Here is a 26,783-nt window from a genome sequence, read left to right as displayed (position 1 = left end):
AAAAATGTGCTTAACAGAATCTATGATTGGATAGACGATCGCATTGATATCACTCCTATATGGAGGGATGTTGCCGACCACGAAGTACCGGAACACGTCAATCCCGCGTACCACTTCTCGGCGTTCGTCTATTGCTTCGGCGGGTTGACGTTTTTTATTACAGTTATACAGATCTTATCAGGAATGTTCCTGACAATGTACTATGTGCCTGACATCATCAATGCATGGAATTCAGTCTATTACCTGCAGCATGATGTTGCAGCCGGATTGATCGTCAGAGGCATGCACCACTGGGGCGCCAGCCTGGTAGTAGTAATGATGTTCCTACATACTCTAAGGGTATTCTTTACAGGTTCATACAAAGCGCCACGCGAACTCAACTGGGTTGTCGGCGTACTGCTCTTCCTGGTAATGCTCGGACTTGCATTTACAGGCTACCTGCTGCCTTGGGACATGAAGGCATTGTTTGCCACAAAAGTAGGTTTGGATATTGCAGAGAGTGTACCGTTTGTCGGTGAATGGATCAAGACGCTGCTCGCTGGTGATGAGACCATCATCGGTGCACAGACGCTGACACGTTTCTTTGCCATCCATGTATTCTTCCTGCCTGCTGCTCTATTTGTCTTGATGGCGATCCATTTCATCATGATACGTAAGCAAGGTATTTCAGGACCACTATAGGAGACAAGGGAGGTAAAATGATATGAAACGTGGAAAAGGGTTGACATTCGTCGGCGATTCACGAATACAGAAATATGACAAACCAAAACTTAACCGCGACTACTCGGAATTCCCGGGTCGTACTGAAGAGTTCTATCCAGACTTTCTTCTGAAGGAATGGGTGACCGGTGCAGTATTCCTCATCGGCTTCCTTTGTCTGACAGTAGCGCATCCGGCACCGCTTGAGCGTGTCGCTGATCCGACAGATACAGGATATATACCTCTGCCGGACTGGTACTTCCTGTTCCTTTATCAAATTCTCAAGTACACATATGCATCAGGGCCATTCAACATCATCGGTGCGATGGTCATCCCGGGTATCGGTGTAGGGGCACTGCTTCTTGCACCTTGGCTCGACAACAACAAGGAGCGCCGCTGGACTAAGCGTCCCGTAGCAGCGGCAATGATGCTCATCTCATTCGGCATCATCTTCTACACTACTTGGGAATCAGTTGCATACCATGACTGGGAAACACAGAACCAGCAGGGACAGATCGTATTCTCCAACCTCGATACTGAAGATCCTGTCTTCCAGGATCTGATCCGTTCCAACTGTACAAGCTGCCACGGCGGTGAATTGACCGGCGGATCCGGACCGAACCTGATCGAACCCGACCTCAACGCTGAGACCGTCAATGCATTCGTAACGAATGGTACAGGTGAAATGCCAGCATTTGAAGGCCAGTTGACTGAAGAAGAAATCCAGCAGATTTCCGAGTTTGTTGCGAATCTCGAGCTGACATCGCGAGACGAGGCAGAGAATTCTTCGAACTGATGACGATATAGAATAAGAAAAAGCCCTAGCAATAGGGCTTTTTTTAATAGGAGTTCATCCCAATGTATAAAATTATCGACTTGATGTATAACAGGTGGTTCTTGATCCTGCTTCTCATATCCAATGCACTGGGAACCCTGTACGGCTACTGGTGGTACAGGGGACAGTTGTCCGATACCGAGTGGTATTTCATTCCATTCGTGCCCGACAGTCCGACAGCCACGCTTTTCCTGTCGGTCCTCATCATCATGATACTGATCGGAAAGAAGTGGGGACTGATCGATGCCCTTGCGTTCACAACATTGATCAAATATGGTGTGTGGGCGGTGATCATGAACCTGCTCACCTTCATGGAGACGGGCTTTGTTTCATGGATCGGCCTGATGCTCATTGCTTCACACGGCATCATGGCGGTCCAGGCTCTCCTTTTCCTGCCGCACCTTGAAATCAGGCCTGTTCACCTCTATATTACAGCCATCTGGCTGTTCCATAATGACATCATAGATTACGTATACGGACAGTACCCGGTCTACGGCAACCTGTCCCAATATCAGGAGCACATCGGCTATTTCGCCTTCTGGCTGAGCGTATTCGTACTTGTGCTGCTACATCAGCTTGTGCCAAGGCGTTCTGATTGACTATATGAGAAAAATTGAAGTAAAATAAAGTATGAAAAACTTTTGGAGGTTGGAATCCACGTGTATATAATTGTATATTTTGTGATTTTAATGGTTGTTCCAATGCTCGCGCAGATGAACGTAAAGTCTACGTTCAACAAGTACTCTAAGGTACGTTCAACGAGTGGTCTTACAGGGCGTGAGGTTGCAGAGGAGATCCTCAAGGAGAATGGCATCTATGATGTTTCCGTCGAAAGAGGGCAGGGATTCCTGAGCGACTATTACGATCCTAAGAATAAGAAGCTCGTCCTTTCCCCACACAACTACGATACACCGAGTGTAGCGGGAACGGCGGTTGCAGCCCATGAGGTCGGCCATGCGATCCAGCATGCGACAGGCTATGCATTCCTGAACTTCCGTTCTGCACTTTTCCCACTCGCACAGCTGGGGAGCAACTTCTCGTACTTCCTGATCATTGCCGGCATGCTCATCACGTATGCGCAGAGCAATGCAGGCGGAGGACTCGGTAACATGCTCCTATGGGGCGGAATCGCACTCATGGCATTTGCAGTCCTGTTCCAGATTGTGACGCTGCCCGTCGAGTTCGATGCATCCAAGCGGGCGATGAACCAGATCGAATCATTGAACATCGTCAACGAAAAAGAGTACCGTCATGCCAAGAAGGTATTGAACGCAGCCGCAATGACCTATGTTGCAGCGACTGCAGTCGCCGTGGCGGAACTTGTCAGATTCATTCTGATTGCCAGGAGCGGCAACTAGAAGCGAAAAAGGAGCCTGTGAAAGGGTTCCTTTTTTATTTGTCCAGAATTCTGTTAATATTATTATGATATGATACACACTGAGCGCCATCATATGATGAAGTGCCAAAATCGCCTTCACACCAGAGGGAACATTATCTATAATCAATACCAGCAACTTAAAGAACGGATGATAATATGAAAATCGCATTGATTGCACATGATGAAAAGAAGGATGACCTCCTCAGATTCATAGATAAGCACATGGATTTCTTCAGAAACCAGATACTATATGCTACAGGAACGACCGGTGGCAGAATCATCAAGCATACCGGCCTTGATGTACACAGATGCAAATCGGGACCGCTTGGAGGGGACCAGGAGATCGGTGCCATGGTGGCGAACAATACGATAGACTGCATCATCTTCTTCCGGGATCCGCTTACCGCCCAGCCCCATGAGCCGGATGTGAGTGCGCTGCTGCGCCTGTCAGACGTATATGACGTGCCTCTGGCGACGAATGAGGGTACGGCTGAGGCGGTACTCTATCATCTGAGCCATAAAGATAGGGGGTAGATCTGATGAAGATAGGCATAACCTGCTATCCGAGTGTCGGCGGCAGCGGCATCATCGCCACTGAACTCGGTATACAGATGGCAAGACGCGGACATGAGGTGCACTTCATCACTTCCAATGTCCCATTCCGTCTGGATGCCAACCATCCGAACATATATATCCATCAGACGGATATAAACGATTACAGTGTCTTCCGTTATCCGCCCTATGACATCACACTGGCGAGCAAAATCTCTGAAGTGATCATCGAGTATGATCTGGATGTCATCCATATGCACTATGCGGTACCCCATGCGGTCTGCGGCATCCTCGCACGACAGATGGCAAAGAGGGATGTCGGCATCGTCACCACCCTGCACGGGACGGATATCACGGTTCTCGGATATGATATGTCCCTGGTCAGCGCAATCCGGTTCGGCATCAATGGATCTGACATCGTCACTGCCGTATCCGAGAGCCTCAAGAATCAGACGCTGTCGCTGATAGAGCCCGAAAAGGAAATACAGACCGTCCATAATTTTGTGGACGAATCGTATTTCAATATGGACGACCGGGACCGGATCAAATCTGAAATGAAGGCCCGCTATGACATTCCTCAAGATACGAAAGTTCTGATGCACACTTCCAACTTCAGAAAAATAAAGCGGATCGATGATATCGTCAGGGCTTTCGATGGTGTTCATGGAAAGATGGACAGTGTCCTGGTGCTTGTGGGGGACGGCCCCGAGATGAATAGCGTGCGTCAGCTTGTGAAACGCCTTGGGCTGCAGGAATCCGTCATATTTGCAGGCCAGCAGACGGATGTCAGGAAGTTCTATCTGATGAGCGACATTTTCCTGCTCATGAGCGAGAAGGAGAGTTTCGGCCTGGCCCTGCTTGAAGCGATGAATTGCGGCGCTGTTCCCGTCGGTACAGTCGCCGGTGGCATCAGCGAAGTCATCCAGCATGAAAAGACCGGCTATCTTGTGGATATTGGAGATTACACCGGCGCCGGGGAACATATCATCAAGATCCTTAAGGATGATGCGCTTTACAATCAACTCCAGGCCCGCATGCTTGAAGATATCAGAAGCCGGTTCCACTCGGATGTCATCGTCAGTCAATATGAATCCCTGTACAACCAGCTGATTGGAGAAAAGAACAATGCATGAACTCTTCCTGATAGGCAATAGGATACTCGGCACTTTGGAAACGTATGGATACAAGGGGTATTTCGTCGGGGGATGTGTGCGCGATCATCATATGCATCGGGCAATAAACGATGTCGACATCACCACCGATGCATTGCCTGATGATATCGAACGCATATTCGAACGCACCGTCGATGTGGGCAAGGAGCATGGTACAATCATCGTGCTCATTGACGACATCCCATTCGAAGTGACAACATTCCGTACCGAATCGGGCTACAGCGACTTCCGGAGACCGGACCAGGTGTCATTCACAAACCAGCTCAACAGCGATCTGGAACGCAGGGATTTTACAATGAATGCCATGGCCATGGATGAAAACTTCGAGATCCTTGATCCCTACGGGGGCATGAAGGATATAGAAGAGCGGGTCATCCGTACCGTGGGCTGTCCGGAGGAGCGGTTCAACGAAGATGCACTGCGGATGCTGAGGGCTGCCCGGTTTGCTGCCCATCTCGAATTCCACGTCGCTCCCGAGACCGAAAATGCGATGGCAGCCCATGCGCAAAATCTTGAATTCGTTGCGGTGGAGCGGTGCGTCGTCGAACTCGATAAGCTGTACAGGGGGGCCGGCGTCAAAGCGGCCAAGGCCTTGATGGTGAAGACCCGCCTCAAGGCGCATCTGGCTTTCCTTGAAAATATCGGGGATGAGGATTTCCTTGATACGGATGTCCGTTCACTGGAAAATGAGATTGCACTCCAGATGTGGAGGAACCCGGGGCTCGAGCCCCATCTACATGAACTGAAACTCTCAAATGACATGAAAAGGGAGATCAAGGACACCACCAGACTGATAGGAATGCTACACAGGCCGAGCACCATAAAGGAGGTCGCCTATGGGCATGACATGAAGATATTGAAGAATGCCTCTGAAATCGTGGAGTTGAACACCTTCACGGAATCGAAGGAGAAGAAGGATCTGCTCAAGTCCGCCATTGAACTGAAGCCGCAGCTGCCCATCTCAGACATTTCAGACATCAATCTTGATGGCAATATGCTCATGCAACTCTTCAATGCGCGCGGCGGCAGATGGATCAGGAAGGTGTTTTCAGCGGTAGAGGAGAAGATCCTGGATGGCAGACTGGAGAATGACACGAAGATTATAATGGAGTGGGTGGAGGCACATGTCGAATATGAAGCAGGAGATATTGAAATTACTGAAGAATGATCGGTTCATTTCCGGACAGGAGATGGCTGACAGGCTTGGCGTATCAAGGACTGCAGTCTGGAAGAACATGAACGCGCTGAAGCGTGAAGGATACCGGATCGAGTCCGTCACAAGCAAAGGCTATCACCTGACCGGACACCCGCGCTACATAAGCCCCACATCCCTGGAGATGCTCGTGGCACAGTCGGAGCTGTTCAGCCATGTGGAATACCTGCCCACCACCGGATCGACACAGATCGAGGCGATGCAGAAGCTGGAACATCATGACGGCGCCTATATGGTGGTGGCCGAGGAGCAGACCAACGGACGGGGGCGGTTCAACCGGGAATGGGCTTCACCAAAGAATAGGGGACTCTACCTCTCGCTCGTACTCATGCCCAATATACCGATTTCGGAAATCATCCGGTTCAACCTGTTCGTTTCGCTCGCCATCTCCAAATCGATCGATCAGGCCTTCCGCATCGAAAGCGGCATAAAATGGCCGAACGACATCTATATAGACAAAAGGAAGGTTTCCGGCTTCCTTACCGAAGTCGTCAGCGAAAGCGGCGTCATAAATGCTATAATCTGTGGTATTGGGATCAACATATTCGAAGACGAGGACATAATGGACCTCCCAAACGCCACATCCATCGAACGGGAGATGGATGTAAACGTTGATATGGATCTTGATGATTTCATGGAGAAGCTCATCCGGAACATCGAACACTATTATCATCGTTTCCTGAACGAGCCGTTCAGTGCAATCAGGGAAGAATGGAAGTCACGCGCCATCGTGTTCAATAAGGAATTGAGGATCACGGAAACCGGGGAGAGCTACATGGCAAAAGCCCTCGACATAGATGATGAGGGATTCCTTGAAGTGCTCGACCGGACGGGTGAAATCAGAAAAGTCATAAGTGCAGATATAGAACTATAGTGGGAACTGGTGATGAGATGCAGAATCAGAAGTTTGCGGTAGTGGATCTGGAAACTACCGGAAATAACAAGAATAAAGATAGTATCATCCAACTGAGCATTGTGGTCGTACAGGATTTGAAGATAACCGATCAGTACTCCACCTTCCTGTCGGATGAAACCGAGTTGACACCTTTCATAAGAGAGCTGACGAACATCGATAGTTCCATGCTCGAAGATGCACCCAAATTCAGGGACATCGCCTCCCGGGTGGCCGGGCTGCTCGATGGCTGCATCTTTACGGCGCATAATGTCGAATTCGATTTCGGCTTCCTGCAGTCTGCCTTCAAATCATGCGGCATCGACTATCAGCCCAATCATCTGCTCGATACCGTGGAGCTGTCGAAGATTTTCCTGCCCAGGCTTGAACGCTTCCAGCTCAATGAAATCGCCCAGGCACTCGGCCTGGAGCTGTCGAACGCCCACAGGGCCGATGAGGACGCCAGGGCCACAGCAGAACTCCTCATTCATCTGCTGCAGAAGATGATGACACTCGACGCAGAGACGCTGAAGCATCTCTATCACCTGTCGAAGCCATTGAAATACAATCTATCCGATGTCATCTTCTCCATAGTCGCAGAATCACGCACTGGGGATGCCGAAGACCTCGAGCGCCATGGTGACTTCTACATCAGGCGGAAGCAGGGAGAGCGGCGCAAGATGGAGGCTGCCACTGTCGGAGAGCTGTACGATCGCTACATTGCACATTCCGGCAGACGGTACAGGACGGAACAGCTCCGTCTGGCCAACGAAATCTTCGAGGCGCTGGAGCAGAAGGAGAATCTTGCGCTCGAAGCATATACCGGTGTCGGCAAGACCATCGCCTTCCTCATCGCCGTCATCAGCTTCCATTCGCTGTATGGTCAGAAGGTGCTGATCTCGACATCAAAAAAGATACTGCAGCATCAGATCCTCATCGAGGACCTCGCGGCATTGGAGGCCGCCATCGGCATGCCGATCCCTGCCGTGGCACTGAAGGGCAGGGAGAACTATCTGAACCTGGATGCATTCAAGCTCCTGCTGTCTCTGGAGGACAACAATACAGAAATCATCCAGCTGAAGATGAAGCTTCTTGTATGGCTGCTTGAAACGGATACGGGGGACCTGTCGGAAATACACCTGAGGGGACCGGAGCGTGCATACTACAAGACCGCCTCCATACAGGCCGGGGAAGGGGCCGGACATTTCTTCTTCAACAGGGCGCTCACAGAAGCCGGGCATGCGACCTTCACCTTGACGAACCACTATTTCCTCATCGACTGCATCGACCACCTCCCGGATATCGATACGGTCATCGTGGATGAGGCCCATCAGCTCAAACGTTCGCTCGAAGAGCGGATGAAGACCACCTTCAGCTACCAGGCGATGAAGTTCTTCATCGGACAGATCGGGACCCCCAGTCAGGAGCGTCTTCTGGCAAACTATATCAGCCATAATGATGCGACTTCCGTATACCTTCTCGAGGATATACTCAAGCATCTGAACCAGAACATAGATAAGATGTTCACTGCAATCGAGGCCAGAAACACAAGCGACCTGCTGCACCACATCGAAACGGGCATCAGGCATACGTCGACCTTCCTTGGAGCAGTACGCGGCACACGGAACTATCAGGTCATATACAACCACATGCACCACTATCAGAAGATGCTCAACACCCTCGGTGCGGCCATCAGGCAGGATAGATATGTTCTGGAAGGGAACAGGAACCTCCAGAAGATAAAAGTTCATGTCCAACAGGAGGATATGGCATCGCTACGGGAGCGGGCCCGACATATAAAAGCCACCATCATGCTGTCCGGCACACTCGAAGTGAACGGCGGGTTCAGCCACCTCGACTATTGGTATGGCGACAGGCCGTTCAAGTCGCTCATCGTGCAGAATGAAAATCTGTTCGGCGGGACGAAGATCTTCATTCCTGAAGACATCCCCGCCTATGACATCAATGATGATGACTTCATCGCTGCCATAGTGGAATACATCGCGGTCTACTTGAGTGAGACCGGCCAGAAGCTGATGGTGCTGTTTTCGAACTTCGAGCTTCTGGACAAGGTGCATGAATATACGGCTGATGTCCCGACATTCGAGGACTTCGTCATATTGCGGCAGACCCGGATGTCGAGCAGCGAGAAGCTGCTCTCGCAGTTCAACCACCTGGACAGATGTGTACTGCTTGGGACATCAAGCTTCAATGAAGGCATCAATATGCAGGCATCGGGGACGAAATGTCTGATGCTCACCAAACTGCCGTTCCCCGTCCCGAAGAAATCGGATTTCAGGCACTTCTATAAGAATGATCTGCCGGAAGCCGTTTTCCAGTTCAGGCAGATTGCGGGGCGTGTACAGCGGCAGCCCGAGGACCGCGGGCTGCTGCTCCTTTTCGACAAGCGCATCCTCGACAGGAAGTACAGGAATGCCTTCCTGAAGTACTTTCCTTCTGAAAATGTCATTCAGGGGGATGGAGAGTCTTTCAAAGGACTGCTCCGTGATTTATAATGACTATATCAACTCTAAAGGAGAAGGAATATGGAACTCTCTCAACGAATCAAGAATATTACGCCCAGCCAGACACTGGCCATCACAGCCAAGTCCAGGGACCTCAAGGCCCAGGGGGTCGATGTCATCAGCCTCAGTGCTGGAGAACCGGACTTCAACACCCCTGATGAAATCATAGAAAAGACATATGAAGCGCTCAAGGCCGGCCAGACGAAGTATACTTCCGCCTCCGGCATCACCGAGCTGAAGGAAGCCATCATCGAAAAGATGAAGCGCGATAACGGCCTCGACTACGAGCTGTCCGAGATTTTTGTAGGCACTGGTGCGAAACATGTGCTGTACAACCTTTTTCAGGCCACACTCGACCCGGGGGACGAGGTCCTCATCCCGACCCCGTACTGGGTGAGCTATACTGAACAGGTGAAGCTCGCTGAGGGCAATCCGGTCATCATGGAGACGGACGAGTCGACTTCATTCAAGATCACTCCCGAAATCATCGACCGCCATGTGACCGACAGGACACGCATGCTGCTGCTGAACTCCCCAAGCAATCCGAGCGGCATGGTATACACGGAGGAGGAGCTCCGCAGCCTCGCCGAATACCTTGAAAAGACGGACATCGTCGTAGTTGCGGACGAGATCTATGAGACACTCGTCTACGACCATCCGCACATCTCCATCGCCTCATTCAGCGACAAGATGAAAAGGAACACGCTCATCGTCAATGGCGTCAGCAAGTCGCATTCGATGACCGGATGGCGCATCGGCTACGTATGCGGGGACAGCGATGTAGTCAAGGGCATGACCGCACTGTCGAGCCACTCGACATCCAACCCGGCGACACCGTCGCAGTGGGCGGCGCTCGCTGCCTATAATATGGACCCATCCTATCTTGAGGAGTACAACCGCACCTTCAAGGAGAGAAGGGACAAGGCCTATGAGAAGCTGATGGAGATTCCATACATCGACTGCATCAAGCCGGAAGGCGCCTTCTACCTATTCCCGAACTTCGCCGAGTGCGCCAGGAAGTGCGGGTTCGACGGTGTGGATGCATTCGTTGAAGCGGTCCTCGAGGAAGTCCACGTGGCGGCAGTCCCGGGGTCCGGCTTCGGTTCACCGGACAACATCCGGCTCAGCTATTCGCTCAGCATCGAAGATATGACAGAAGCATTGGACCGCATCAGAAAATTTGTAGAACAACATTCCAAAGGAGTTTAACATGAAGATTTCAATCAACCAGGCAGCAAAATATGAAGGCCAGCAGGTGACGATCGGCTGCTGGCTCCTGCAGAAGCGCGGCAGCGGTAAAATCCAGTTCCTGCAGCTCAGGGACGGCACCGGTTTCATGCAGGGCATCGTTGTGAAGGAAAATGATGCAGATCTTTTCGAAAAGGCAAAAGGTCTGACACAGGAGACATCCATGTATGTTTCAGGCACGATCAAAGCGGATGACCGTTCAGATTTCGGCTACGAGATGGAAGTCGACGGCATAGAGGTCATCCATGCCTCGGAAGGTTATCCAATCACACCGAAGGCCCATGGTCCTGAATTCCTCATGGACAACAGGCACCTGTGGCTGCGTTCGAAGAAGCAGCATGCAGTCATGAACATCCGCAACCAGATCATCAAGAGCACACATGACTTCTTCTTCGAGAACGGCTATAAGAAGATCGATCCGCCGATACTCACAAGCAGTTCACCGGAAGGTACGACGGAACTTTTCCATACAAAATACTTCGATGAAGATGCCTACCTGTCACAGAGTGGCCAATTGTATGCAGAAGCGGCTGCGATGGCACACGGTAAGGTCTTCTCATTCGGTCCGACATTCCGTGCGGAGAAATCCAAGACGAGGAGGCACCTTATCGAGTTCTGGATGATAGAGCCTGAGATGGCGTTCTACAACCATGAGGACAGCCTCGAAGTACAGGAACAGTATGTCGAGTACCTCGTACAACAGGTGCTGGAGCACTGCAGACTCGACCTCGGCATATTGGACCGCGATACAAGCGTCCTTGAGAAGATCCGCGCACCGTTCCCGCGCATCACGTATACGGAAGCGGTGGAACTGCTGCAGGAGAAGGGCTTTGATGATATAGAGTGGGGCGAGGACTTCGGTGCACCGCATGAAACCGAAATCGCGAACCATTTCGATAAGCCCGTCTTCATCACGAACTATCCGAAGGAGATCAAATCCTTCTACATGGAGGAGAATCCGGAAGACCCGCGCACCGTCCTGTGTGCCGACCTGATCGCCCCTGAGGGCTACGGGGAGATCATCGGGGGCAGTGAAAGGATCCATGACTACGACACCCTCAAGCAGAAGATCGAGGAGAGCGGTCTGGATCTGGAGGCCTATGAATGGTATCTCGACCTGAGGAGATACGGCAGCGTGCCGCATTCCGGGTTCGGCCTCGGCCTCGAGCGTACAGTCGCCTGGCTGAGCGGCGTCCAGCATGTCAGGGAGACGGCACCGTTCCCACGCCTGCTCAACAGACTATATCCATAGACGAAAATATCGCCGTCAGGCGATATTTTTATAAGGAGATACAGCATGTTTGAAGAATATATAAGATACATGAACATACCCGTGAACAAAGTGCTGCTGGATTGCTATTCCGAGCTGGGCCTTGATGAATCGTCCTTTGTCGTCCTCATCAAACTGATGGACATCCATCAGCGGTCATCACAGCTGCCGGAGTTCTCACATCTGTCCAAGGGGACGACGATGTCGGAATCCCAGATAGCCGGGCTCATACAGGGCCTGATACAGAAGGAGCTGCTCGAAGTCGAGACGATCCGGGAAGAGGGCAAATACATAGAGCGGTTCAATCTCGAACCCCTCTATGGAAAGCTCTCCCGCCTGCTGGAATCGACGGCGCCCGAAAAGGCGGACCCGTCTGAAATCAGATCCCTGTTCGAGTATGTCGAAGGCCTGTATGGCAGGGTCATCAGCCCGAATGAATTCGAAAGGATCAACAGCTGGCTTGAAGATTCCGGATACAGCCCGCAGACAATCCGGGATGCCGTCGATCTGGCCTACCAGAACCAGATCACTTCACTCCAATATGTCGAACGCATCCTGAACCAGACGGGCAGGGATGAACCGGCGGAAAAGGTGGACCGGATGCCTGTACGTTCATGGCTGGAAGGAGAAGATGTTTTTGATCAGTAAAAAGAAGACGGTAGAGATGATCGACAAGATAGATGTGATGTTCCCGGACGCGGAATGCGAGCTCGTACACCGCAACCCATTCGAACTGACCATTGCAGTCCTGCTTTCCGCACAATGCACCGACAACCTTGTAAACAGGGTGACCCGTGACCTCTTCAAGAAATACAGAACACCGGAGGACTATCTTGCTGTAGAACTTCCGGAACTTGAGAATGACATCCGCTCGATCGGCCTGTTCAGGAACAAGGCCAAAAACATCCAGAAGCTGTGCAGGGATGTCATCGACCGTTTCGATGGCGAAATACCTGACAACTACGAAGCTCTCGTGAGTCTCGCAGGAGTGGGGCGGAAGACCGCCAATGTCGTGCTTTCCGTGGCTTTCGGCGTTCCGCGGATTGCTGTGGACACCCATGTCGAACGTGTGGCGAAAAGGCTCGGCATCGCACGCTACAAGGATTCCGTCCTTGAAGTCGAGAAGACGTTGATGCAGAAGGTGCCAGAAGCACGCTGGAGCAAGACCCATCATCAGCTGATCTTCTTCGGACGCTACCATTGCACAGCCAGAAATCCGAAATGTGAAACCTGCCTGCTGCTTGAAGACTGCCGGGAAGGGCAGAAGCGGATGAAGGCGAAGGCGCTCAAATGACAATTGGGGAGATGCACCAGAAGCTGCTTGAAGAGGCGAGGCACCCGGATCATGCACTCTACGATGCCTATCAGGGGGAAATCTTCTTCCAAATCAATGAAGTGCTCGATGAGATCCCGGAGGAGGCACATGAACATGTGCTTCCCTTCAACTTCAAGGAACGCAAGGACTACATCCGCTCCCGCCCCTACCAGTACCACAGCATCATCCAGCTGAAGGCACTCCATGATGAATTCACCAAGAAGCTGGCTTCTTATCGTATAAGGATGAACAGATAGAAAAATCCCATGAGAAAAAATTCTCATGGGATTTTTATTATGCGGCTTCATCCGTCTCTTCTTCAGTCGGTTCCTCCGTTGGTTCCCCGGTTTCTTCAGAAGCCGGGTCCTCGGTCGTCTGCTCCTGTTCAGGTGCTTCGGTCTCTTCAGATGTTGGTTCCTCTTCTGTGGCCGGTTCCGACTCCTCCGTTTGCTGTTCCGTCACTTCTTCTGTCGGTTCTTCGATCGTCTCTTCCTGTTCAGGTGCTTCTTCAGTCGGTTCCTCAACCTGTTCTTCAGTACGCTCTTCAGGTTGTGTTTCCGGCGTTTCCTGTTCAGTGGATGGTTCTGCTTCATCCGCCGCTTCAGGATCCTCGGTGATCACCTGGTTCGGTTCATCGATGTCTTCCTCCGGCTGCTGGCGCTGCTGGGTATTGCGCTGACGCTGTTCGTCTTCATAAGTCTGCATGTCCTCACTGCCTTTTACAGCAAGTTCATCGCCGTTGACCTCGACGACACTGTCGGGACGCTCGAAGTCCTGGCCGTTATATGTGCTGATCGACTGCATGATATCCCTGAAGAACCACTGTGGCGTGATATGCTCGTCCGCACCGACGAACGAAGTGTCTCCGCCTTCTTCGGTCGCTGTAAAGCCTGTCCACAGGCTCATCGTGTACTCCGGCGTATAGCCGACGATCCAGGCATCCTTCGCTGAACTGTCCGGCAGATTTTTTTCTTCCCGGATATCGCTGCTGTAGGATGTCGTCCCCGTCTTCGCGGCTATGTTAAGGCCGTTCATCGGAATATAGTCGGCGCTGCCGTAAGGTTCAAAAGTCCCTTTCAGCATATCCGTCAGCATATAGGCAGTGTAATCCTCCATCGCCTGCTCGGACTCATGCTCGAATTCGACCGTTTCCCCTTCATCCGTCACCACGTAGCGGATGGACTGGGCTTCATTGTAGGTGCCGCCGTTGCCGAGCGAAGCGTAGGCTTCTGCCATCTGCAATGGTGTGAACTGGGAGTAGTCCCCGCCGCCGAGCACATCATTGAAGGTCAGTGGGAGGTCTTCCTCCTCTTCGGTGCTGTATTCGAGTCCCACGGCTTCCGCAAATTCCTCCGGTGCATTTTCTCCTGCTTCGTCCATCACCGTCTCGAAAGTCTTGACGGCAGGTATGTTGAGGCTCTGCCTCAGGGCGTCGCGCATGGTCACTTCACCATGATCCTGCTGATCATAGTTATATATCGTATGATCAAAGCCTTCCGGCTGGTATTCCGCTTCATCCTCGATCGTCTGGTCCGTGCGCCACTGCATATTTTCGATGGCGGGGCCATAGGAGAGGAACGGCTTCATGGTGGATCCGACATTCTTTTTAACCAATGCCTGGTTGTGCATGACCACTTCGCGGTAGTCACGGCCGCCGGAGATGGCGACGAGATTGCCCGTCTCCGTATCCAGGATCGATGAGGCAAGGTTGAAGTGCTCGCTCTTGAACTTCGGATTGTAGTAGTAGTCCCGGTCATTGACCATCGTCTGGAGCTCCCTCTGGATGCTGCTGTCCATGTTTGTATAGATGGACAGGCCGCTGGCCAGGGCTTCCCCGAGTTCCATGTCCTTGAACTTGTCGTTCTGCTGGAGCTCCCGCTTCACCACGTTGATGTAGGAGGCGTATTCCGGATCCTCAGGCTCATTCGAGGCACGCTCCTCTTCGGAACGCTGAACCAGGTTGGCGGTGATGTCGGTGTTGATGGCTTCATTGTACTCGGCTTCCGTAATGCGCTCATGATGGAGCATCAGGTTCAATACGGTATGTGCACGATTCGTCCCGGTCTCAGGATCCACATACAGATTGTATCTGTTCGGCAGCTGCGGCAGGCCGGCGAGATAGGCCGTTTCCGCCAGGTTCAACGCTTCAAGTTCCTTGTCGAAATAATAGAGGCTGGCCGTCCGGATGCCGTATATGCCATCGGAGTAGTAGATCTTGTTCATGTACATCTCAAGAATCTCATCCTTGGAATATTCCTGCTCGAGACGGTAGGCGAGGTAGGCTTCCTGCGCCTTCCTCTCGATCGTCTTCTCCTCGGTGAGGAACACCCGCTTGACGACCTGCTGGGTGATCGTGCTCGCACCCTGGCTGCCGAACCCGTCAGTGACATTGTTCAGCACTGCAGCGCCAAGCCTTACGAAGTCGATGGCCCCATGCTCGTAGAAGCGGTTGTCTTCCACGGCAAGGATCGCATCTGTGACCTTCTCAGGTGTTTCGTCTATATCCGTCAGCACCCGTTTCTGGCCGCCATACAGCGTAGTGACGAGTTCATCATCCTTGTCGTAGATCTTCGCCGGTATCGGATCCTTCAGCTTCTCCTCGCTGAATGCCGGGGATTTTGATGCGTAATACGCAAACAGGAATGAACCGACGATGAGGAGGATCAGACCAATGAGGACCGCCCACAGCAGTATCCGTTTGATGAGGGAGGCCCGGGACCGCCGGCCCCCTTTTTTGGATGTGCCGCTTCCAGTCTTCCTGCCTTTGGTTCTTTTATAGTTCTCTTCCATAGTATCCTATTCTCCATTCTCAAAATAAAATTCGTCGACTGCATCAAGGTAGCTGATCCGCGGGTTGATCCCCTGCTTCAGCAGCAGGCTCGCGTCTTTTATGTCCGTGTACCTGATGGACTTCCTGCCGCCATCAAGGAATGCTTCCCAGAAAGGCAGGAAATGCCCGATCGGCATCAGGTATGTTTCATCGTATAATGAGAACTTGATGATGATGAACACGACGCCGCCCTGCTCATGGCAGCGCCTCATATGATCCACCTGGTGTTCATGTATGTTGATGAAGGGGAAGCGCTTGTCGTTTCGTGTCTCCTTTGCTTCAAAATCTATATACCGGCCCCTGTATATGCCGTTGTAGTCACTCGTCGAAGGGACCTTGAAATAGGCTTCATCAATCTTCGCCTTTCTCCTTGAAGGGTAGTCCACATTGACGATCTGGACGGGCGTCGGCTTCTTGTGAATGACGGCGCGACCCGTCTCCAGATAGTATGCATTCGTCTGGTCCAGGTCCTTCTCCAGAGTCATTCCCCTGGAGCCGTACTTCACTTTGCCGTCCGGTGTGCGGTTCCTGCTGATGGGACCTTTCGGCCGGGGTTTGATGCCCTTGGGATATTTCATGTACATCGCCTTCCATTATTCTGTATGATGATAATATAACATTATACAACAGATCATTGGAATTAAACCATTGATAATTATAGGGAGTGTGGCAGTTTTGTCAAGAAAGGCATCTTTTGAAGACCTGCGGGCGCTGCTCGATGAAGTGGACCGCAGATATGATATGGCGAGGTCCGGTCATGAATTTGATTTTGCATCCGAAATCGAACCGTTCCTTGAAGAGAACAAGGGGCTGGTGGACGCCATCAGCGGCATCGGCACCGACTTCAGGTTCAATCCGCCGACACGGGAGAAGGTCGTCGAGGAGTTCATGGAACTTCTGATGGCCTGCCACGCAGGGCGGTTCAGCCTGAAGCTGTACCGTGAGAAGTACAAGTTCATCAACATGTGGCTGGCTCATGCAGAGAGGGAGGGGCTGTTCCGATGAAGACGCTGATAGCGGGATACCGTCCATACGAGCTCGGCATCTTCAAGGACACGCAGCCGGAAGCCGAAGTGCTGAAGCAATTCATGCGGGAGAAGGTGCGGGCGTATGCTGAAACGGGGACCGAGTGGTTCATCATCCAAGGGTATACGGGCATCGAATTCTATGCTGCAGAGGCCATAATGGACGTCCGGGAGGAGTACGGTTTCAAGTTCTCCGTGCTGAAGCCGTTCCACAATTTCGACGACCGGTACAAGGAGGAGGACCAGCTGAAGCTGAACCGGATACTGGAAGCCAGCGACTTCCACAACTTCGTCTTCAATCGTCCATACGAGTCACCGAAGATGTTCAGGATGATCAACCAGTTCCTGATCGAACATTCCGACCAGGCCCTCATCGTATTCGATGAGGAGGTCGAGTCGAAAACACGTTTCATATACGAGCAAATGCTTGAATTCCAGGAGAATAATCCGTATAATATTGAAAGAATACAATTTGACGAAATCAATGCTTTCATAGATTCCGCTTATGAGAGGTGATACAATGAACGAATATACGCTGAAGCTTTCGGCAAAGGATATATTCGAAAAAGAGTTCGAGAAGTCTCTTAGAGGTTTCAAACCCATTGAAGTAGATAGTTTCCTCGATGATGTCATCAGCGACTATCAAAAAATGGCCGACATGAACAGCAATCTCAAAAGACTCGAAGAAGAGAACGCACGGCTGAAGAAGGAAGTTGAAGAACTCCGGATCCGTGTTGCGACGAATTCGAGGTCGGTGGACAACCAGGCGCAGACCCATCAGATAGACATCCTGAAACGGCTGAGCAATCTGGAGAAGAAAGTGTTTGGACAGTCCAAAGTCAATTAGTTCAAAACGGTATCTCGGATAATCGCTATGCATGCAAGTGCATAGAGGAAAGTCCATGCTCACACGATTCTGAGACGATCGTAGTGTTCGTGCCTGACGAAACAATAAGTCAGGGCAGCCTTCAAGGCTGACGGCTGCGAACCGGCCTAAGTGCGATGCATACGGCCCCAGTAGCTATAAAAGTGCCACAGTGACGTAGCTCCTGCAGAAATGCAGGAGGTGGAACGCGGTAAACCCCTCGAGTGAGCAATCCAAATTAGGTAGGAGCACTTTCCAATGGGAATTCAACCTGAGGAAAGATACTACACTGTAGTATAGACAGATGATTATCACCAATGTGCGAGTGTAACTAGTGCACGCCTCAGCACAGCGGTACAGAACATGGCTTACAGAGATACCGGACTAGATACGCTCTCCATTTGTAATGGAGAGCTTTTATTATATAATCAAACAAATAATACATATGAAGAGAGGATTTTTGGATGCAGTTCAAATTGCTGGCAAATACACCAATGGGGATAGAGAGAGTAGTGGCGGATGAGATCGAAGCGCTCGGCTATGAAACAAGACTCGAGAACGGAAGGGTCTATTTCGAGGGGGATGAGACGGCCATCATCCGGACCAATCTGATGATGCGGACCGCCGACCGCATACGCATCATCGTCGGCGACTTCAATGTCGAGACATTCGATGAACTCTTCGAGAAGACGAAGGCGCTGCCATGGTCGGATATACTCGGACCGGCCGCAGCATTCCCCGTCACGGGGCGCTCCCACAAGTCGACGCTCTACAGCGTGCCGGACGTCCAGAGGATCGTCAAGAAGGCCATCGTCGAGCATCTGAAGGACGCCTTCAGCATCAAGACGAAGCTGCCGGAGACCGGACCGCGCTATAAGGTCGACATCTCCATACTCAAGGACCGTGCCGTACTCACCATCGATACGAGCGGGGATGCCCTCCACAAGCGGGGATACAGGACTGGTCAGGGTGAGGCGCCGATCAAGGAGACCCTTGCCGCCACCATGCTCAAGCTCGCCAACTATGACGGGTCGAACACCCTGCTCGATCCATTCGCAGGATCCGGCACAATACCGATCGAAGCGGCCATGATGGCACTGAACATCGCACCGGGCTCAAACCGGACATTCGACGCTGAGAAGTGGGACATCATACCGGAAGAGGACTGGAAGCGCGAGCGGATGGCGCTTGAAGATGCCGCCCACTATGACAGGGAAGTGCGCATCCTGGCATCCGACATCGATCCGGAAATGATCCAGATCGCCAAGGACAATGCCATGGAAGTGGGGCTGCTCGATAACATCCACTTCGAAACACGGGACATACATGACATGGAACTCGAGGAGCATCATGTACAGATCGTCACCAACCCGCCATACGGGGAACGTATCGGGGAGGCCAAGGCAGTGGAGGAGATGTACCGCAAGATCGGGGAAATGATGGCGAAGGATCCGACACTGAGCGTCTACCTCATGACATCGAACAAGATGTTCGAGCATATCGTCGGTAAAAAGGCGACGAAGCGCCGCAAGCTGTTCAACGGCTACATCGAAACGACATACTTCCAATATTGGGGAAAACGGGGGGAATGAAGCATTGGCTGCGACAGAGACACTGGAAATCCTATACAAACTGAAGAAGGAAATACTCAAGTCCGAAAATGAAGACCTTGTTTCCCAGATCGACCATGCGATTATGAAGACATACAAAGATCAGCTGGTCTTCTCCTTCATCGGGCATTATTCCGCCGGGAAGTCGAGCCTGATCAACCATATGCTGAACCAGGAGATACTGCCGTCCTCCCCGGTGCCGACCACCAGCAACACCGTTTCGGTTGAAATCGGGGACAGCGAGGAGATACAGGCTTTCGTCGACCAGTACCGGTATATCCCGCTTGAAAACTACGAATCCTTGAGGAAACTGAATACGCGGGACCTCGACATCACCTCCATCTCGATGAATGTGCCGCATGCACTTTTCCGGGAACGGACCGTCTTCCAGGACACCCCGGGTGTGGACTCCAACACGAGCAGCCACGGGGAGAGCACCAACCGCTTCCTCCTCAACAGCGACTACATCTTCTTCACAGTCGAATACAACCATGTGGAGAGTGAACACAACATGAAGCTGCTCAAGGAGATCGCCGACCTCAACATACCGTTCTCACTCATCATCAACCAGATCGACAAGCACGATGACCGGGAGCTCTCCATGGACACCTTCCTCTCCCGCATCAGGCGGACACTGGACCAGTGGAGCATCGTGCCTGAACATGTATTCACGACTTCGATCTATGACTCGCCATACAACGAAATCAACCAGGTGACGAAGCACATCTCGGAAATCGAGGCGGCGCGGGACGCCTATGAAGCGGCATACCACGAACGGATCATCAGGAACATCGAAGACAGGCAGCTCCAGTACCTCGAGGATGCAGAAGCGGATCTCTGCAGTCAGCTCGACATATCCGGGGAGCCGACGCGTGAAGCGGTGGAATCGCACCTTGCTTACCTTGGGAAGGAAGTGGAGAAGAGCGGCATTGCCCGCCTTCATGAGGATCCGGAGGCACTGCGCACGCATGTCCAGAAGGCGCTCAAGGATATTACGGCAAACAGCTACATATATCCGCACCAGGTGAAGTCGGCCATCACCGATTTCCTGAAGGTGCTTTCCGGTGAGATACAGCCGGGCGGCCTGTTCGGCAAGAGGAAAAAGGCGAAGATGCTCTATGAAGAGTATAAGGAAAAGATCGGGCAGGAGATTGCACCTGTGCTGCAGACCGAAATCAATGCTCCGGTCAACGGCATGTTCGATTCCCTAGGTCTCGAGGGCGCCCCCTTCAAGTATGAATGGAATCCGGATGTCCTGATCGAGGAGGAGATCACCTCCCTATCATCTAACTACATCATGAACTATCTGGACAAGCTGAAGCGTGAGATCGAATCCGACATCTCATCAAAAGCGATGGAACACCTGAAGGGCCTTGAAGCAGGGGGGTGGGATCAGAAGGACAGTGACGACCACCTGACGGAAGAGATACGGCTGTACACCTCCCTTGGGGAGGTGCTGGCCCTGAAGGAATCGCTAGAGACCGACAACTACAGGCATTTCTACATCCATCTGGATGATGAGATGGAACGGCTCAAGCTGACAGAGCCGATCAGCCATGACTTCGGCGAGGCGGAGCCCGAGAAGACGTACTCCAGCGACAGCGATGGACCGGCGGAAGTGGAAGAGATGGACACGCCATACTTCACAAGATTGGCCGGGATGCTCGAGGACCATCCAAGGTATGAAGATTTCCGAACGATCATCGAAGACAAGCTCGAGCGCATCAGGAACGGTCAGGTCAACATCAGCGTCTTTGGTGGATTCAGTGCCGGCAAGACGACCTTCATCAACGCCCTGATGGGGGAGGCCCGCCTGACGACGAGCCCGAACCCGACGACGGCGACGATTACGGAAATTGCGGGTGGCGGCGAGAGCCATGCCCTCTATAAGACTGAAGAAGACCTCGTCCAGTCGCTTGCTGTCATCACGAACAGGGAGGGCGAATCGGTCGACGACTTCCTGCCGTGGATCAGAAAGAATAAGAAGGCGGTCAAAGAGGCCTATATCCCGTTCCTGAACGGCATCGAAACCCACTATGCCCGCCACCGGGAACACCTCGGCACCGATGTTGTGATGCCGACCGATGAACTGATCGGAAAGATCAGTACGGATGAGGAGGCGATCTTCATCCATAAGGCCTTCCTCTCCATCGACAATGAATTCACGAACAACTTTTCGGTCATCGATTCCCCTGGAATCAACTCGATCAATGAACGGCATACGAAAGAGACGCACAACATCATCTCAGCGAGTGACATGATCATCTACGTATCCTACTACAACCATGTCTTCAGCCGTTCCGATGAACAGTTCCTCCAGTACATCAAGTCCATCAAGGGGGACGACTTCCCGGTCATATTCATCGTCAATGCCGTCGACCTGATGAAATCTGAAGCGGATCTCGACAAAGTGCTCGACTACATCCGCTCCGCCCTCGGTCAGCTGAATATAAAGAACAGGGTCTTCCCGCTTTCTGCAAAGCAGGCACTTGAAGGTGGGGACGGACGGTTCGATCATGCGAAGGAGGAGATCGTCTCCCTGGCGCACCGCAATGCCTCGATGATACAGTACCAGTCACTCGAGGAGACGGCCGGCCAGCTGAAGCATGCCATAGCGGGCAACATGAAGCGGTACCATAACCAGCATGAGGAAAAGGCGCACATCGAAGCGGTCAGGAATCAACTGATTTCGGATCTCGAACAGTTCACCGCACACAGCGCGGCGCCGACACTGCATCAGGAGCTCGACATCATCCTCTCCCATGTGGAAAAGCAGCTGACGCTGAAGCTGTATGATCACCTGAAGGGACTCGTCTCCGCGTCGGATATGAGGAACAGGAAGTTCATTGCAGAGAACAGGACCTTCCTCATCAACAGCATCAACCAGCAGTTGAGCCTGGAGATTGCGACCAGCTTCAATGCAATCTATCATAAGGCGGACAGGGAGCTTGAGCAGGACATCAGAAAATTGAACGCGTCGCTCAGGGAGGCACAGACCGCCCATCACATCGAAACGGTGCAGGTCGACCGGCCGCAGCCGGAAGCGGGAGCCGATCCGGACCGTCTGCTCGATTTCCAGAAGCCGCTTCACCAGGCAAGGAACCAGCCGAGGGACTTCCGCACCCTGCAGCTCGATTTGGCAAAAGCCCTCGTGCAGTCCATGGATGCGGAGAACATGCAGGCCGATATGAGCGCAATGATCGATGGCTATCTCGAAGATGTGGACCGGAAGATGCAGGAACCACTCGAGAGCATCCGGCAGTCCCTGAAGGAGCCATTGCCGGAAATAAGCGATGCGGAATATGCCGAAGACAGGAAACTGGATCAGGCAATCGAAAATTTGGAGGGGATTGAAGCATGACGATCATAGACGGAAGTACCCACGCAGGTGACCTGCCTGATGATCTTATACTGGTCGACTGCAGGAATGTGATGGACGATCTGGAGGCATCATGGCGGAAAGTGGCCGACCATCCTCTCAAAGGGGCTGTCCATATGCCCCAGAGCCCGTGGATGTTCGATTCACCCGGGCTGAACCGAGGCAGGCATCCGATACCCTGCAGGAGTGTGGTCGAAGCCCTGCATCAGGCATTGAAACAGGAGGGCGGGACACTGCTGCTCGTCGATGATGAAAAGCAGTTCTTCCACACACGGCTCTACTACCTATTCAGTCTCTACGGCTTCGATGCCCTTTTGTGGAATGATTCGCTGGAGCGCCTCAAGTCCCTGTCAGGGAAGATCAGGGATAGTGCAGCAACACTTCCTGCTGAAGACCTGGAGCGTAGGGGCACATTTGATGATGCCGACAAAAACCTGCTTGCAGGCATGGATGAAGTCAAGGCGGCTGTGGATGACAGGGACGTGCTGCTGATTGACGTCCGGGCACGCGCGCGGTACCTCGGTGAAGAGGAGCCCATCGACCGGAAGATGGGGCACATACCAGGGGCTGTGAACATTCCCTATGGGGATGTCTTCCGTTCGGGAAGGATGGATTTCGATGCACTCGAAGATATGCGGGGCTTCCTCGGCGGCTTCAGTGAGATCATCGTCTACTGCGGCTCGGGCATGAGTGCAACACCACCATTTCTCGTCCTTCATGAAATGGGACTGCCCGCAAGGCTCTACGGCGGCAGTTTCTCCGAGTGGATTACGGACGGGGCCAACAGCGTTGAAACAGGGGAGAGCCCCCTCAATGAAAGGATCGTTTCACAAAATGAATAACAATATACTGGTAGTGGACGGCATGGCATTGCTGTTCCGCCACTTCTATGCAACAAGCTTCCGCCAGCAGTTCATGTACAATGCCTACGACAGGCCGACCAACGGTGTCCAGGGGGTCGTCCGCCATGTCCTGAAGCTGGTCGAGACCCTGAGGCCGCAGCAGCTCATCATTACATGGGATATGGGATCGCAGACCGTCAGGAATGAATGGTTTGCAGACTATAAGAAGGACAGGGTGGCACCGCCCGATGAACTCATTCCCCAGTTCGACTATGTGAAGGAAGTGCTTGATGATCTGAACATGTTCCAGATCGGCCTCAAGGGCTATGAAGCGGATGACATCATCGGCACCCTTTCAAAGACATATAAGGATATCGTCATCGTGAGCGGCGACCGTGACCTGCTCCAGCTTCTGGATGAAGACAATGCATTATGGCTCACCAAGAAGGGTTATACGGTGTATGACCAGTACACGAAGGCCCGGTTTGAAGCGGAGCACGGCATCACACCCGACCAGTTCATCGACGTCAAGGCGCTGATGGGGGATGCCAGTGACGGATACAAGGGCGTCAAGGGTATAGGGGAGAAGACGGCCTTCAAACTCATCCGTGAATTCGGAAGTGTGGAGGACCTCCTCCTGAACCTCGACCAGCTGACACCTGCTGTGCGTACGAAGATCGAGACGGATATCGACTCCCTGAAGATCTCCCACAGGCTTGCCAGAATCATCACCGATGTACCGGTAGACCTGGACCTCGTCGAATCACGCAGCACCCTGAACATTTCAAAACCTGAAATCCAGACCATCCTGGATGCACATGACCTCAAGATCAGCAGCAAATATGTGCAGACCCTGGATCTATAGGAGGTGGGGCAGTGGCAAGAGCATATATAGATGCGGCGGCATCGAAGAATCCTGATATGGCCGCCGGCGCGGTTGTCTTCAAGGATGAAGGGACCACCCTCGAGTTCACCACCTTCCTTGGGGAGATGGACAACCACGAAGCGGAATGGGCTGTATTGGCGTTTGCAGTGGATAAGGCACTGGAGCATTCCCTCAATTCGCTGATCGTCCATACGGATTCAAAGGTGATCGCAGACAGTTTCGACAGGAATCATGTAAAAAATCCAGTATTCAAAAAATACTTCGATCAGATTTCACAGCACCTTGATAAATTCGACCTGTTCATCGTCAGCTGGACGCCGAGGGGCAGTAACCGGCGGGCAGACGAACTGGCGAAGGAAACTTTGTACAGGAACAGAAAAGGCTGATCCAGGAGATCAGCCTTTTTTTATACAGGACATTTCGGTATAATTGATTGAGGAGGTTGAAAAGTGAATCTCGAAGTATTGGATAAGATCAATGCCCTTGAAGAAAAGTATTGCCAAGGCTGTCTTCTTAAGGAACTGAACCGTTCCGAAGGCACCCGGACGGCTGCACATAATTTCTGCATCCACGAGTGTTCTGTAGGCATCGCCATACGGTCACACGGGAATAAGCTGCAATAGGAGGATTACAATGGAAATCGTTAAAATTGAACCAACACCAAGCCCGAACACAATGAAGATCACTGTAAGCGAAGAGAAAGCGGAGATGAAGTCATCCACATACCGTCAGGTGACGGATGAAGCGCCTGATTTCATCAACCGGATTCTTGAACTCGAAGATGTAACGAGCGTCTTCCACGCCCTCGACTTCGTCTCTGTGGACAAGTCCCCGAAAGCCGACTGGGAGACCCTGATCCCGGAAATTGAACAGACGTTCACATCCCGGGAACAGGATGTAAAAAAAAACCAAAATTAGAGAGTGATTTCGGGGCCGTCTCCACACAGGTCCTGACATTCAAAAATATACCCTACCAGATCAAACTGAATGATGGGGAGGAGCACCGGAAGCAGCTGCCCGGCCATTTCCTGAAGGCGGTGGAGGAAGCGACATTGCCGGAGGATAATATCATCCTCCTCAGGAAGTGGGAGGACTATGGCACGCGATATGGTGAACCTGAAGAGATATTCGGGGAACTGCTGGAGGAACTGGATGCACTCTATGATGAAAAGAGGCTTGCAGAGCTTGTCCAGGAAGCCCGGACGAAGACGACACCTGAGCCGAAAAGGTATTTCAGAGTTTCCGTCGACGACTTCCGGTCAAAAGAGAACTGGAAGGATCGTCTGTGGCTGCTGAACCACATGGAGACGCCGACGGAAGCGGATTATGAAGTGCTTTCACTTGCACTTGAGGACGAAAAGATGCAGGTGAGGAGGGAAGCCGTCAGTCTGCTTGCCATGATTGAGGAGAAGGCGACGCTGCCATATCTGAAGCGTGCGCTCGGTGACCGTTCGGTGCCCGTCAGGAGGACGGCGGGAGATGCCTATAGTGATCTCGGGTATAAGGAAGGACTCGAGGACGTCTATCCTCTTCTGGATGACAGGAGCCCCATCGTCAGATGGCGTGCCGCAATGTTCATCTACGAGGTGGGGGATGAAGAGAGCCTGCCACATCTTAAGGCACATACGGACGAGCCACAGTATGATGTCCGTCTGCAGATCGAAATGGCCATCGCCAGAATAGAGCAGGGGGAAGCTGCCCTCGGCAGTGTCTGGAAACAAATTCAAGAAAGGGAGCGGTAGTATGAATCCATATGAAGCATACATGAAGGAAGTAGCCCAGCCAATGCGTGAAGAGCTGACCGGGAGGGCGTTTGATGACCTGACGACACCGGAGGAAGTGGACCAGTTCATGAACAGTCTGGAATCAGATGAATCAGCCTTCGTTGTCATCAACAGTGTCTGCGGTTGTGCAGCAGGTCTTGCAAGACCTGCTGCTGTAACAGTAGCTGAACAGAATCCTGTGCGCCCTGACAGGAAGGCGACCGTGTTTGCCGGCCAGGACAAGGAAGCGACTGAACGCATGCGCGAATATATCGGGCAGGCACCTTCCAGCCCATCCATGGCCTTGTTCAAAGGCCAGGAACTCGTTCATTTCATGCCGCGCGAACATATCGAGGGCAGGGACGTCAACGATATCATGATGGATATCAAAGAGGCTTTCGACGACCATTGCTCATAAAAAAACAGGAAAGGCTGAGCCTTTCCTGTTTTTATTGACATTATGCGCCCTAGTCGTAGATGCTCA

The 26,783-nt window shown here is 52.2% G+C and carries 28 protein-coding genes and 1 other RNA gene; 27 read left to right on the top strand and 2 right to left on the bottom strand.

Features of this window, described 5'->3' with window-relative positions; all coding sequences use genetic code 11:
• Positions 1–6: 6 nt before the first annotated feature.
• The 14 genes from qcrB to EDC33_RS01625 all read left to right on the top strand — a co-directional run bounded on the left by qcrB (position 7) and on the right by EDC33_RS01625 (position 13,356).
• Positions 7–681, top strand: a complete 675-nt coding sequence (qcrB, locus tag EDC33_RS01690) for a menaquinol-cytochrome c reductase cytochrome b subunit (protein ID WP_094905538.1) — start codon at positions 7–9, stop codon at positions 679–681.
• A gap of 22 nt (positions 682–703) precedes the next feature.
• Positions 704–1,495 carry a menaquinol-cytochrome c reductase cytochrome b/c subunit gene (locus EDC33_RS01685; protein ID WP_094905537.1) on the top strand — a complete coding sequence of 264 codons (792 nt, stop codon included), beginning with the start codon at positions 704–706 and terminating at the stop codon, positions 1,493–1,495.
• Between the two features lie 62 nt (positions 1,496–1,557).
• On the top strand, positions 1,558–2,133 hold the full coding sequence (locus EDC33_RS01680; RefSeq protein ID WP_094905536.1) for a DUF1405 domain-containing protein: 576 nt from the start codon (positions 1,558–1,560) through the stop codon (positions 2,131–2,133).
• Positions 2,134–2,193: 60 nt separating this feature from the next.
• Positions 2,194–2,892, top strand: coding sequence for a zinc metallopeptidase (locus EDC33_RS01675; protein WP_084217598.1), 699 nt, complete (start codon positions 2,194–2,196; stop codon positions 2,890–2,892).
• 176 nt (positions 2,893–3,068) lie between these two features.
• Positions 3,069–3,446, top strand: coding sequence for a methylglyoxal synthase (mgsA, locus tag EDC33_RS01670; RefSeq protein ID WP_094905534.1), 378 nt, complete (start codon positions 3,069–3,071; stop codon positions 3,444–3,446).
• 5 nt (positions 3,447–3,451) lie between these two features.
• Positions 3,452–4,597 carry an N-acetyl-alpha-D-glucosaminyl L-malate synthase BshA gene (bshA, locus tag EDC33_RS01665; RefSeq protein WP_124009987.1) on the top strand — a complete coding sequence of 382 codons (1,146 nt, stop codon included), beginning with the start codon at positions 3,452–3,454 and terminating at the stop codon, positions 4,595–4,597.
• Positions 4,575–5,804, top strand: a complete 1,230-nt coding sequence (locus EDC33_RS01660) for a CCA tRNA nucleotidyltransferase (protein ID WP_170156334.1) — start codon at positions 4,575–4,577, stop codon at positions 5,802–5,804. The genes bshA and EDC33_RS01660 overlap by 23 nt, the downstream gene beginning before the upstream one ends.
• Complete coding sequence (locus tag EDC33_RS01655) at positions 5,761–6,723, top strand: biotin--[acetyl-CoA-carboxylase] ligase (RefSeq protein WP_094905531.1); 963 nt, start codon at positions 5,761–5,763, stop codon at positions 6,721–6,723. The genes EDC33_RS01660 and EDC33_RS01655 overlap by 44 nt, the downstream gene beginning before the upstream one ends.
• A 17-nt stretch (positions 6,724–6,740) precedes the next feature.
• A complete protein-coding gene (locus EDC33_RS01650) occupies positions 6,741–9,257 on the top strand; it encodes an exonuclease domain-containing protein (protein ID WP_124009985.1) in 2,517 nt (838 codons plus the stop codon).
• Between the two features lie 30 nt (positions 9,258–9,287).
• Positions 9,288–10,475 carry a pyridoxal phosphate-dependent aminotransferase gene (locus EDC33_RS01645; RefSeq protein WP_124009984.1) on the top strand — a complete coding sequence of 396 codons (1,188 nt, stop codon included), beginning with the start codon at positions 9,288–9,290 and terminating at the stop codon, positions 10,473–10,475.
• A gap of 1 nt (position 10,476) precedes the next feature.
• Complete coding sequence (gene asnS / locus EDC33_RS01640; protein WP_094905528.1) at positions 10,477–11,766, top strand: asparagine--tRNA ligase; 1,290 nt, start codon at positions 10,477–10,479, stop codon at positions 11,764–11,766.
• A gap of 45 nt (positions 11,767–11,811) precedes the next feature.
• Positions 11,812–12,432: a DnaD domain-containing protein gene (locus EDC33_RS01635; protein ID WP_124009983.1), complete on the top strand. Its 621-nt coding sequence runs from the start codon at positions 11,812–11,814 to the stop codon at positions 12,430–12,432.
• A complete protein-coding gene (gene nth, locus EDC33_RS01630; RefSeq protein ID WP_124009982.1) occupies positions 12,422–13,078 on the top strand; it encodes an endonuclease III in 657 nt (218 codons plus the stop codon). The genes EDC33_RS01635 and nth overlap by 11 nt, the downstream gene beginning before the upstream one ends.
• The gene (locus EDC33_RS01625) at positions 13,075–13,356 is read left to right on the top strand and encodes a YpoC family protein (protein WP_124009981.1); all 282 of its coding nucleotides are present in this window, start codon (positions 13,075–13,077) and stop codon (positions 13,354–13,356) included. The genes nth and EDC33_RS01625 overlap by 4 nt, the downstream gene beginning before the upstream one ends.
• A gap of 37 nt (positions 13,357–13,393) precedes the next feature.
• Here EDC33_RS01625 and EDC33_RS01620 read toward each other — a convergent pair whose 3' ends face one another.
• Both EDC33_RS01620 and recU read right to left on the bottom strand, forming a co-directional pair.
• Complete coding sequence (locus EDC33_RS01620) at positions 13,394–15,889, bottom strand: transglycosylase domain-containing protein (RefSeq protein WP_124009980.1); 2,496 nt, start codon at positions 15,887–15,889, stop codon at positions 13,394–13,396.
• A 6-nt stretch (positions 15,890–15,895) separates the two neighbouring features.
• Complete coding sequence (gene recU / locus EDC33_RS01615; protein ID WP_371868306.1) at positions 15,896–16,513, bottom strand: Holliday junction resolvase RecU; 618 nt, start codon at positions 16,511–16,513, stop codon at positions 15,896–15,898.
• 91 nt (positions 16,514–16,604) lie between these two features.
• Here recU and EDC33_RS01610 point away from each other — a divergent pair, with 91 nt between their 5' ends.
• From EDC33_RS01610 to EDC33_RS01555, 13 genes are all read left to right on the top strand, one after another.
• Positions 16,605–16,934 carry a DUF1798 family protein gene (locus tag EDC33_RS01610; protein WP_094905522.1) on the top strand — a complete coding sequence of 110 codons (330 nt, stop codon included), beginning with the start codon at positions 16,605–16,607 and terminating at the stop codon, positions 16,932–16,934.
• Positions 16,931–17,470 carry an SLOG family protein gene (locus EDC33_RS01605; RefSeq protein WP_124009978.1) on the top strand — a complete coding sequence of 180 codons (540 nt, stop codon included), beginning with the start codon at positions 16,931–16,933 and terminating at the stop codon, positions 17,468–17,470. Before EDC33_RS01610 ends, EDC33_RS01605 begins: the two co-directional genes overlap by 4 nt.
• 4 nt (positions 17,471–17,474) lie before the next feature.
• The gene (gpsB, locus tag EDC33_RS01600; protein ID WP_040104745.1) at positions 17,475–17,801 is read left to right on the top strand and encodes a cell division regulator GpsB; all 327 of its coding nucleotides are present in this window, start codon (positions 17,475–17,477) and stop codon (positions 17,799–17,801) included.
• 10 nt (positions 17,802–17,811) lie between these two features.
• Positions 17,812–18,195, top strand: an RNA gene (gene rnpB, locus EDC33_RS01595) — RNase P RNA component class B.
• A gap of 88 nt (positions 18,196–18,283) precedes the next feature.
• Positions 18,284–19,411 carry a THUMP domain-containing class I SAM-dependent RNA methyltransferase gene (locus EDC33_RS01590; protein WP_124009977.1) on the top strand — a complete coding sequence of 376 codons (1,128 nt, stop codon included), beginning with the start codon at positions 18,284–18,286 and terminating at the stop codon, positions 19,409–19,411.
• Between the two features lie 4 nt (positions 19,412–19,415).
• Positions 19,416–22,790 (top strand): dynamin family protein, encoded by a 3,375-nt coding sequence (locus tag EDC33_RS01585; RefSeq protein WP_124009976.1) that lies wholly within the window; start codon positions 19,416–19,418, stop codon positions 22,788–22,790.
• A complete protein-coding gene (locus tag EDC33_RS01580) occupies positions 22,787–23,650 on the top strand; it encodes a sulfurtransferase (protein WP_124009975.1) in 864 nt (287 codons plus the stop codon). The genes EDC33_RS01585 and EDC33_RS01580 overlap by 4 nt, the downstream gene beginning before the upstream one ends.
• A complete protein-coding gene (locus EDC33_RS01575) occupies positions 23,643–24,515 on the top strand; it encodes a 5'-3' exonuclease (protein ID WP_170156333.1) in 873 nt (290 codons plus the stop codon). The genes EDC33_RS01580 and EDC33_RS01575 overlap by 8 nt, the downstream gene beginning before the upstream one ends.
• A gap of 11 nt (positions 24,516–24,526) precedes the next feature.
• The gene (locus EDC33_RS01570; RefSeq protein ID WP_031544776.1) at positions 24,527–24,922 is read left to right on the top strand and encodes a ribonuclease HI family protein; all 396 of its coding nucleotides are present in this window, start codon (positions 24,527–24,529) and stop codon (positions 24,920–24,922) included.
• A 63-nt stretch (positions 24,923–24,985) separates the two neighbouring features.
• Positions 24,986–25,159, top strand: coding sequence for a zinc-finger domain-containing protein (locus EDC33_RS01565; RefSeq protein ID WP_084184823.1), 174 nt, complete (start codon positions 24,986–24,988; stop codon positions 25,157–25,159).
• A 10-nt stretch (positions 25,160–25,169) separates the two neighbouring features.
• On the top strand, positions 25,170–25,454 hold the full coding sequence (locus EDC33_RS12900; protein ID WP_308809860.1) for a NifU N-terminal domain-containing protein: 285 nt from the start codon (positions 25,170–25,172) through the stop codon (positions 25,452–25,454).
• Positions 25,418–26,278, top strand: a complete 861-nt coding sequence (locus EDC33_RS01560; RefSeq protein ID WP_342665359.1) for a virulence factor — start codon at positions 25,418–25,420, stop codon at positions 26,276–26,278. The genes EDC33_RS12900 and EDC33_RS01560 overlap by 37 nt, the downstream gene beginning before the upstream one ends.
• A gap of 1 nt (position 26,279) precedes the next feature.
• Complete coding sequence (locus tag EDC33_RS01555) at positions 26,280–26,717, top strand: BrxA/BrxB family bacilliredoxin (RefSeq protein ID WP_031544774.1); 438 nt, start codon at positions 26,280–26,282, stop codon at positions 26,715–26,717.
• Positions 26,718–26,783 lie beyond the last annotated feature (66 nt).

This window comes from Salinicoccus roseus, assembly GCF_003814515.1.
Lineage (GTDB): Bacteria > Bacillota > Bacilli > Staphylococcales > Salinicoccaceae > Salinicoccus > Salinicoccus roseus.
Note: the sequence above shows the minus strand (reverse complement) of the source record. Positions and strands in the feature narration are given on the sequence as shown.